We start from the raw sequence: 8,208 nt of genomic DNA, 5'->3' as shown, positions 1-8,208 counted from the left end.
CATAATTTTCGGTCGAGCCCATATAGTGGCCGTCCTCACCATCAACCGAAAGGTCAACGGCATAGCCGGCCCCTTCAAGTGTCGACTTGAGCTGCTTGCCCAAGGTGGGTTCGTCTTCCACGATCAAGATGCGCATGCTGTCCCCTTACCTTGTAAAAATGTCTTTCGGAACGCGGCTAGCAGATGAGCCCGTTGCTAAAAATTCCTATCCGCGTTGCCGAATTATGTTCCCCGTTCGGGCATCAACGTCGACGAAGATGACCCGGCTGCCATTGATAAACTTCAACCGATATACCTGCGCGGCCGGATCATATTCAGGTCCGAGATACTGCATTCCGCGCATCCTTGGTACAATGATCGCCTCAATTTCGGGAAGACGTTTTATTTTCCCAGCAACCATATCCTGCCGCGCATCGTCCTGTTCCCCGCGACGCGCCTCCAATGGAATGGCCGTGAGTAACGCGAGTGCGGACAACGCAATAAAGACTGAGTTTCGAAATAACATGCCGACGCGATACCCCCATCGCATTGAACCTAAAGTGAATGGAGCATCACGCCCTTTGTTCAATATGATGCTCCATATGATGCTCCATATCGCTTATTTCACCATTTCGAAAGTGAATGACATATTTGCCCCGATGCTTAATTCGCCTGGCGAAATCGGCGTCGATTTTTCCGACGCGTCCATAGTACGCATGACCATCGGACTCGAGGCGTAACTGCGGCCGTAATCGCTCTCTTCAACCCGCAAAACACGCACGTTGGGATATCCGGCCTTTTGTGCCAGATCGCGCGCACGGCTCATCGCCTTGGTCCACACCTTGTCGCGGGCGGCCGCTTGAAACACGCTATCGTCATCAATGCCAAAGGTGGGTCCATTGAAATTGGTCGCGCCGTCAACGGCAAGTGCATCAAGAAATGCGCCAAGCTTTTTCAAATTGCGCAGCTTTGCATTCACCATGTTTGACGCCTGATAGCCTTTGAAAATCTGCTGCCCGTCGCGATAGTCAAATTGCTGGTTCAGGCTGATCTGCGTCGTCTGGATGTCTTTGTCAGCAATGCCCAACTTCTGTAGCCGCGCAACGACCGTCGCCATCTGAATATTGTTGGCGCGCACAGCCTCAGTTGCAGTGGCTGCCAGATTTTGGACACCAGTGGTGAATGTCGCGATATCTGGACGGGCTTGAACAGTTTCGGAAATGTTGAGGTCAATGACCGGATTTGCCGTGGTGATGTTGACCTGAGTCGCCATCGCGCCGCTCGCGGTCACACCGCCTGTTGCCAACAAAACCGCAATAATCAATTTACGCATATGGAACTCCCTTTTTTGCCAACAACTTAAAGTGCTGTCAGGCGTGCCCAATCAATATAAGCTTGGCGAAGCTGAACGGTTGCCGAACCGGGAACGCCATTGCCAATCGCGTGGCCGTTAATCCGAACCACTGGCATTACAAAGCCTGAGGCCGATGAAACAAATGCCTCCGCCGCTTGTTCCGCCTCGCTGACTGAAAACGGCCGTTCTTCTATACGTTGCGCTGCAAGAGGCAGCACCGCCGCGCGGGTTATACCATGCAGAATCTCCCGATTGAGCGGATGGGTAATCAATACGCCAGCCTGCGTAATGATATGCGCATTTTGCGCGCTGCCTTCGGTAATCCAGCCGTCGCGCTCCATCCACGCATCATCAGCGCCCTGCGCGATTGCCGCATTCTTCATCAGCGATGCGTACAACAACTGCGTCGTTTTGATATCCGCCCTGCCCCAGCGCAAGTCTGGCACTGTCACTACGCTTAACCCGCGCTCTGCAACTGGATTATCCACAAGCGTCCGCGATTGGGTGAAGGCCAGAACCGTTGGGGGCGTGTCGGCGGGCGGAAACACAAAATCACGGTCGTCGGGCGTGCCGCGCGTTACCTGCCAATAGATCATGCCCTCTTCAACAGCGTTGCGCGAAACCAGTTCTCGGCAGGCGCCCAGCCAAGCTTGCGCGTCCGGCGCGCCTTCAATTCCAATTTCGCTCAGCGAGCGGGCGAGGCGTTGTACATGGCCTTCAAAATCGACAAGTTTGCGGTCTAGAACAGACACAACCTCATAAACCGAATCCGAAAACAAAAAGCCGCGGTCAAAGACGGACACTTTGCCTTCGGTTTCGGGAATATATTGCCCGTTGAGATAAATTATGCGCGTCATGTGATTACCTTGCCTGAGCGCGCCAATTTGCGTTGAGGCGCTTCCCTTGGCCTCAAATGCACGAAGTAAGATGCTGAAACAAGTTCAGCATGATGAAGCTTCAAATAACAAAGTCTCACCGCCTAAAAAGCTACCCGATCACCCTGAACTTGCTTCAGCGTCTTAATTTCCACCGTGACGGTTGCATTACAGCCCCTTGCGCCCTACCGCCCGTGACCATGTCAGCACCCCCCATTTTCGCATTTGAAAGTCTCGCGCTACAGCAAGGTGGCGGATGGCTGTTTCAGGATATCGACTTATTCATCGGCGCGCGCGACCGACTAGCGCTTATTGGCCGCAATGGTGCAGGCAAAACGACGTTGATGAAACTGGTGGCTGGCAGGGTCGAGGCCGATAAGGGCAACCGTGTTGTTGTGCCCGGCACCAACATCGTGATGTTGGAGCAGGACCCCGATGTCAGCTCCTTTGCACGGCTCGTTGATTTTGCCATTCATGGCGAAAAAGGGCCGCCCGAATATGCGGTGCGCGCCATTGCCGACCAATTGGGTATCAATTTGGACCGTGAGGCCAAAACCGCAAGCGGAGGCGAAAAACGCCGCGCAGCGATTTGCCGTGCGCTGGCGAGTGAGCCCGACCTGTTGCTTCTGGATGAGCCGACGAACCATCTTGATTTGGCTGCGATTGAATGGCTGGAAGAATGGCTCACACGCTATCGCGGCGCATTCATGGTCATTAGCCATGACAGGACGTTTTTGACCCGATTAACGCGGCAGACCTTCTGGCTGGATCGCGGCCTGCTGCGCCGCAACGAAATCGGCTTTGGCGGATATGATGCTTGGACCGAGCGTGTTTTTGCCGAAGATGCGCGCAACGCAGACCGCCTCGACGCAAAACTAAAAATCGAGGCGCATTGGCTTGAACGTGGCGTGACTGCGCGGCGTAAGCGCAACCAAGGTCGATTGGCCAAGCTGTGGGAAATGCGCGCTGCGCGTGCAGCCATGATTGACCCACAAGGCACAGCCAAGCTCGCGGCGTCAAGTGATGACAGCAAAACAAAAACCGTCATCAGCGCACAAAATGTCGGCAAAAGCTTCGGCGACCGAACAATCATCAAGGATTTTACGCTGCGCATTCAACGCGGCGACCGCATCGGTATTGTGGGCGCCAATGGTACCGGCAAGACGACGCTCATCCGCATGTTAACTGGCGAGGCGGAACCAGATACAGGCAGCATCACACTCTCACCAACGCTGACGGGCATCGTCATCGACCAACAACGCAAATTGCTCACACCTGAAAAGCGGGTGCGCGATGTGTTGGCAGAGGGCAGCGACTGGATCGATGTGCGTGGGGTGCGCAAGCATGTGCAAGGCTATCTTAAGGAATTCCTATTCGACCCCGCACTTATCGAGGCGCGGATCGGGTCCTTATCCGGCGGCGAGCAATCGCGCATCCTGCTTGCCCGCGAATTTGCGCGTGAGGCCAATCTGCTGGTGCTGGATGAGCCGACCAATGATCTCGATTTGGAAACGCTTGATCTACTGCAAGAGGTTATCGCCGATTATGACGGCACGGTTTTGATCGTCAGCCACGATCGCGACTTTCTCGACCGGACAGTGACATTGACGCTCGGGCTGGATGGTTCGGGGCATGTCGATATCATCGCGGGCGGATATGCCGATTGGGAAGAAAAACGCGATAAACGCGACAAGCCCTCCGCCAAAAAGGTGGAAAAAGGCGTTTCGGTTGCACCATCTGCGGTGGCCCCCTCTGCACCCAAAAAGGTCAAGCTCACTTACAAAGACCAACGCGATTATGACTTGCTGCCGAAGCGCATTTCCGAAATCGACGCCGAAGTTGCCGCAGCCGAAAAGGAAATGAGCGACCCGGCTTTATACGTGCAAAAGCCAGCCCGCTTTGCCGAACTCACCGCCAAAACCGAAAGCCTGCGTGCCGAAAAGGATGCGGCTGAGGAACGCTGGTTGGAGCTGGCCATGATGGTTTAAGAAACGGCCTCCTAACCAGGAATGCAGTAAAATACAGCAAGCCGGTCCAGTGCGATTTTTAAGACCAGCTTTCCTGAACGCACGGGCCATGACATCTCGCGTTCGGCAATCGGCACGCTTTCGCCAACACAAATGACGCGCCATGCAATATCTGACAGATCGGGACCAAGCGCGGTCAAGGCGTTATCGAAGCGCGCCTTTGCGCTCATCATCCGTTCGGTGCGGTTTAAGCCTGATGGTGCGCTGCGTTTTTGCCGGCTGCGCGGAATATTCTCCCACGACATGGTAACATGTGGCGCAGGCGCCGCTGCCTCATAATCCCCACGCAAGGTTTCGCCCGCCAACATCTGCCGGTTGGACAAATGGCCGCGTGCATGCAGCCAGGACAAGGGCGATTCAGACAGGTTTATGGTAACGGTACGGTGGCCTATGCTTTCACCATTTTCGGCCACGGCATGCTCCACCAACATACGAGGATCATGGAATTTACGGTTGGAAAGCGAATTGGCTGGCGTGGGCTCTCCTGTGACTACGCGAATTACCCTTGCCATGTGGTAAATATTGTAGGAAAAAAACCTATTTGGTGAAGGAGTAATTCATGCAAAGTCGAATTCGCGATGTACGAAGGGCCAAGGGCCTCACGCTTGCAGATGTTGCTATGCGCTGCAATCCGCCGACGACTGCGCAGACCATCGGTCGCCTTGAAACAGGGATGCGAGTGCTGTCGCTGATCTGGATCAACCGTATCGCGGACGCTTTGGATGTGGAATCGAGCGACCTCGTTGCTCTGCCTGACCAGCAATATCTTCCCGTCGCTGCTATACTGCATGATGGTGGCACGTACGCCCCGTCGAAGGAGGAGCGCATCATGGTTCCCAATGTCGGCGCGACGATGGTCGGGCTTCGGATTGCTGTGGCATTGGGCGAATATCGGCGCGGGGATGAATTATGGCTTGAACAGCTTCAGCCCGACGACTTTGCCTCTGCGCTCAATCTGGACGTCCTTGTCCCGCGCCCTGGTGGCCGCTTCATCTTTGGCCGCTTGCTCGGCCGTGACGCCGGGAAATTGCACCTGTTGCCGCTTGAGGCTGGTGCACGACAACAAGTTGTCGCCGATCCGGCTTGGATTGCAAAGGCAGTCCGGCTCGTGCGCACATTATAAAACAGGCGAATGCGCGCGCAATTGCCTTTCGTTTCGGCGAGACATCGGCCGTATCGAAGCGTTAAGGCTTCGCGCCGAAGTTTTCGTCGATCCGCTCCGCCTTTGAACCGGCGATGGCGTCATCGGTCGGCACAAAGCTGTGCGAACCTACTTTGAACCAGATCAATATGGGGGCCGCCTGATAAACCGAGGAATAAGTTCCGACGACAATACCAAATGCCATTGCAGCGCTGAAACCGAAAATAACATCTGGTCCAAAGAGGACCAATATGATCAACGGCAGCGAAATCGATACGCTGGTCATCACCGTTCGAGACAAGGTTTCGTTGACGGACAGGTTCAAAAGCGACGCCATTTCCATTTTGCGGAATTTCATCAGATTCTCGCGAATACGGTCATACACAACAACCGTATCGTTCAACGAATAGCCGATAATCGTCAGCAAAGCCGCGATGATGTTGAGGTCAAACTCCCACCCTGTAAGCGCAAACAATCCGAAGGTCAGCGTCACATCGTGCATCAGCGACCAAATCGCCCCAACCCCGAACTGCCATTCAAACCGGAACCAGATATAGATCGAAACACCTGCCATCGCCGCAAGCAATGCAAGGACGCCCTTGCTAAACAATTCCTGCGAAACCTTACCGGACACAGAGTCAACGCCGTCAATCCGTACATCGGGATGATCAGCCTTGAGCTTGTTCGTGATTTTTTCCGCCATTGCGTTAGCGATCTCGGGATTCTTATCCGCGCCGTCGGGCAATTTCATGCGGATTGAAACCTGGTTCTCGGCGCCAAATCTTTGAATGGTCGGGTCGCCAAAACCAAGACTGCCAACTGTTTCGCGCAGTTCGGCCACAGGTGCGGCGGCCGTCTGCGTGAACGTCGCACGGATCATCTGGCCACCGATAAAATCGACGCCAAAGTTCAAACCCTTGGTGGCAACCAACCCAATCGATGCAATCATGAGCAACAAACTGACGCCAAAGGCCCAGTTCCGCCATTTGAGAAAGTCGATGTTGGTATCGTCAGGAACGACTTTGAGCAGTTTCATATCAATATCCTCAAATCGTCAGTTCAGTAGGACGGGTGCGCTTAACCCAGCGCGATACCCACATTCGGGTGATGGTCACGGCGGTGAACACCGATGTGACAATCCCGATCATCAGAACCACGGCAAAGCCACGGATTGGACCTGAACCAAAGATAAACAGCAGAACGGCCGCGATGACGTTAGTGCTGTTTGCGTCAAAAATTGCGCGGCTAGCTTCTTTATATCCAACCTCAATCGCTTGCACGATGCGCCGGCCCCGTTTCAATTCTTCGCGGATACGCTCGTTAATCAAAACGTTTGCGTCCACTGCTGCACCAATCGTCAGAACGAAGCCTGCGATGCCCGGCAAGGTCAATGTTGCATTGGCAAATGCCATTACCCCCAAAATCATGCCTATGTTAATGACCAAAGCGAAATTGGCATACATGCCGAAGCGGCCATAGACGAGGAACATGAGCACAAGAATGGCGGTCGTACCAATCACCGCCGCCAGCACGCCGCGGCGGATGGAGTCAGCGCCAAGGTCTGGACCAACCGAACGTTCTTCCACGATCTTAAGATCAACCGGTAAAGCCCCCGAGCGCAGCGAAATGGAGAGCGCATTGGCGCTTTCTGTGGTGAAGCTGCCCGAAATCTGGGAAACCCCGCCGAAGATTGGCTCACGAATTTGCGGTGCGGAGATAACTTGGCCATCCAATATGATCGCGAAAAGCTTATTCACATTTTGCTGTGTCATCCGAGCAAATCTTTGGCCACCTTCGGAGTCGAACTGAATAGTGACCGCAGGTTCGTTGGTCTGTGAGTCAAATGTGGGATCAGCCTTAACCAGCTTATCGCCAGAGATACCACCAAGGCGGCGCACTGCGATATTGGGTAAGCCGGATGGATTGTCCGGATAGGGTAGAACTTGGCTGCCGACGCGCGCCTTACCCGTCGCGGTTTGGTCAGGGTCGGCCAGTTCATCCACCAGCTTGAATTCGAGCTTTGCGGTTTTGCCGATGAGCGCTTTCAAGGCAGCGGGGTCGTCAAGCCCAGGAACCTGAACTACAATCCGATTATCGCCTTGACGGATGATCGTTGGTTCAAGCGTTCCAAGCGCGTTGATGCGGCGATCAATAACGTCCTTGGCTGTGTCCATCGCCTGATTAAGGGCTGCTTCGTTCCCTGCACCTGCTGGCGTGACAATCAACCGATTGCCATCGTTGACGCCGATATTCCAATCGCGGCTGCCCGTGGCATTGCTGGTTAAGGGAATGAGTGCTTCGCGCGCTGCATCGACTTTGGACACATCACTGACCGTAAAACTTAGCTGGCCATCGGCGCGTGACACATCAGCAATCGCGATCTGCGGGTCTGCGCGGCGCATTGCGGTCCGCACGCCATCTTCCAAAGCCTCAAGCCGTGTCTCCGCGAGCTGCGATGTATCGGCTTCCAACAGAATATGGCTACCGCCAGCAAGGTCGAGTCCAAGATTAATCGTTGGCGTCGGTACAAATTGTGCAAGTTGATCGCGCATCTGCGCCGGAAGAAGGCTGGGGATAGCAAAGAGCACACCAAAAATGATGAGCGTGTTGAGCATCCATACGCGCCAACGGGGAAAATCAAGCATGAGTTGGGTCCGAACGAACTGGAAAAGCAAAAATTGGGGTTGGGCCGTCAGCCATTCAAACCCAGCGGTTAATCATTGGCAGCTTTGGTTCCGCGTGATTGCACGTTGGCGATGGTCGACTTCACAGCCTTCACCCGCACATTTGGCGCAATTTCGACTTCGACATAATCGTCAGCGACCTTGATCA

At 54.4% G+C, this 8,208-nt stretch carries 8 protein-coding genes and 1 pseudogene; 2 read left to right on the top strand and 7 right to left on the bottom strand.

Annotation, left to right across the window (positions count from 1 at the left end; genetic code table 11):
* The 4 genes and pseudogenes from ACIQ2T_RS10355 to ACIQ2T_RS10340 all read right to left on the bottom strand — a co-directional run.
* Positions 1 to 136, bottom strand: a pseudogene (locus ACIQ2T_RS10355) (DNA-binding response regulator); the annotation flags it as partial.
* Positions 137 to 205: 69 nt separating this feature from the next.
* Positions 206 to 568: a PepSY domain-containing protein gene (locus ACIQ2T_RS10350; RefSeq protein ID WP_397590741.1), complete on the bottom strand. Its 363-nt coding sequence runs from the start codon at positions 566 to 568 to the stop codon at positions 206 to 208.
* A gap of 30 nt (positions 569 to 598) precedes the next feature.
* A complete protein-coding gene (locus ACIQ2T_RS10345) occupies positions 599 to 1,312 on the bottom strand; it encodes an SIMPL domain-containing protein (RefSeq protein WP_397590740.1) in 714 nt (237 codons plus the stop codon).
* Positions 1,313 to 1,338: 26 nt separating this feature from the next.
* Complete coding sequence (locus tag ACIQ2T_RS10340) at positions 1,339 to 2,190, bottom strand: D-amino-acid transaminase (RefSeq protein WP_397590739.1); 852 nt, start codon at positions 2,188 to 2,190, stop codon at positions 1,339 to 1,341.
* 218 nt (positions 2,191 to 2,408) lie between these two features.
* Here ACIQ2T_RS10340 and ACIQ2T_RS10335 point away from each other — a divergent pair, with 218 nt between their 5' ends.
* Complete coding sequence (locus tag ACIQ2T_RS10335) at positions 2,409 to 4,196, top strand: ABC-F family ATP-binding cassette domain-containing protein (RefSeq protein ID WP_397590738.1); 1,788 nt, start codon at positions 2,409 to 2,411, stop codon at positions 4,194 to 4,196.
* Between the two features lie 11 nt (positions 4,197 to 4,207).
* On the opposite strand, the gene ACIQ2T_RS10330 is transcribed toward ACIQ2T_RS10335, so the two are convergent.
* Positions 4,208 to 4,747: a DUF6456 domain-containing protein gene (locus ACIQ2T_RS10330; protein ID WP_397590737.1), complete on the bottom strand. Its 540-nt coding sequence runs from the start codon at positions 4,745 to 4,747 to the stop codon at positions 4,208 to 4,210.
* Between the two features lie 47 nt (positions 4,748 to 4,794).
* Between ACIQ2T_RS10330 and ACIQ2T_RS10325 the strand changes: the two genes are divergently transcribed.
* On the top strand, positions 4,795 to 5,358 hold the full coding sequence (locus ACIQ2T_RS10325) for a helix-turn-helix domain-containing protein (RefSeq protein ID WP_397590736.1): 564 nt from the start codon (positions 4,795 to 4,797) through the stop codon (positions 5,356 to 5,358).
* Between the two features lie 61 nt (positions 5,359 to 5,419).
* On the opposite strand, the gene secF is transcribed toward ACIQ2T_RS10325, so the two are convergent.
* Both secF and secD read right to left on the bottom strand, forming a co-directional pair.
* Complete coding sequence (gene secF, locus ACIQ2T_RS10320) at positions 5,420 to 6,412, bottom strand: protein translocase subunit SecF (RefSeq protein ID WP_397590735.1); 993 nt, start codon at positions 6,410 to 6,412, stop codon at positions 5,420 to 5,422.
* Positions 6,413 to 6,422: 10 nt separating this feature from the next.
* A complete protein-coding gene (gene secD, locus ACIQ2T_RS10315; protein WP_397590734.1) occupies positions 6,423 to 8,021 on the bottom strand; it encodes a protein translocase subunit SecD in 1,599 nt (532 codons plus the stop codon).
* Positions 8,022 to 8,208 lie beyond the last annotated feature (187 nt).

The sequence above is a fragment of the Sphingorhabdus sp. genome (assembly GCF_044357595.1).
Classification (GTDB): Bacteria; Pseudomonadota; Alphaproteobacteria; order Sphingomonadales; family Sphingomonadaceae; genus Sphingorhabdus_B.
Note: the sequence above shows the minus strand (reverse complement) of the source record. Positions and strands in the feature narration are given on the sequence as shown.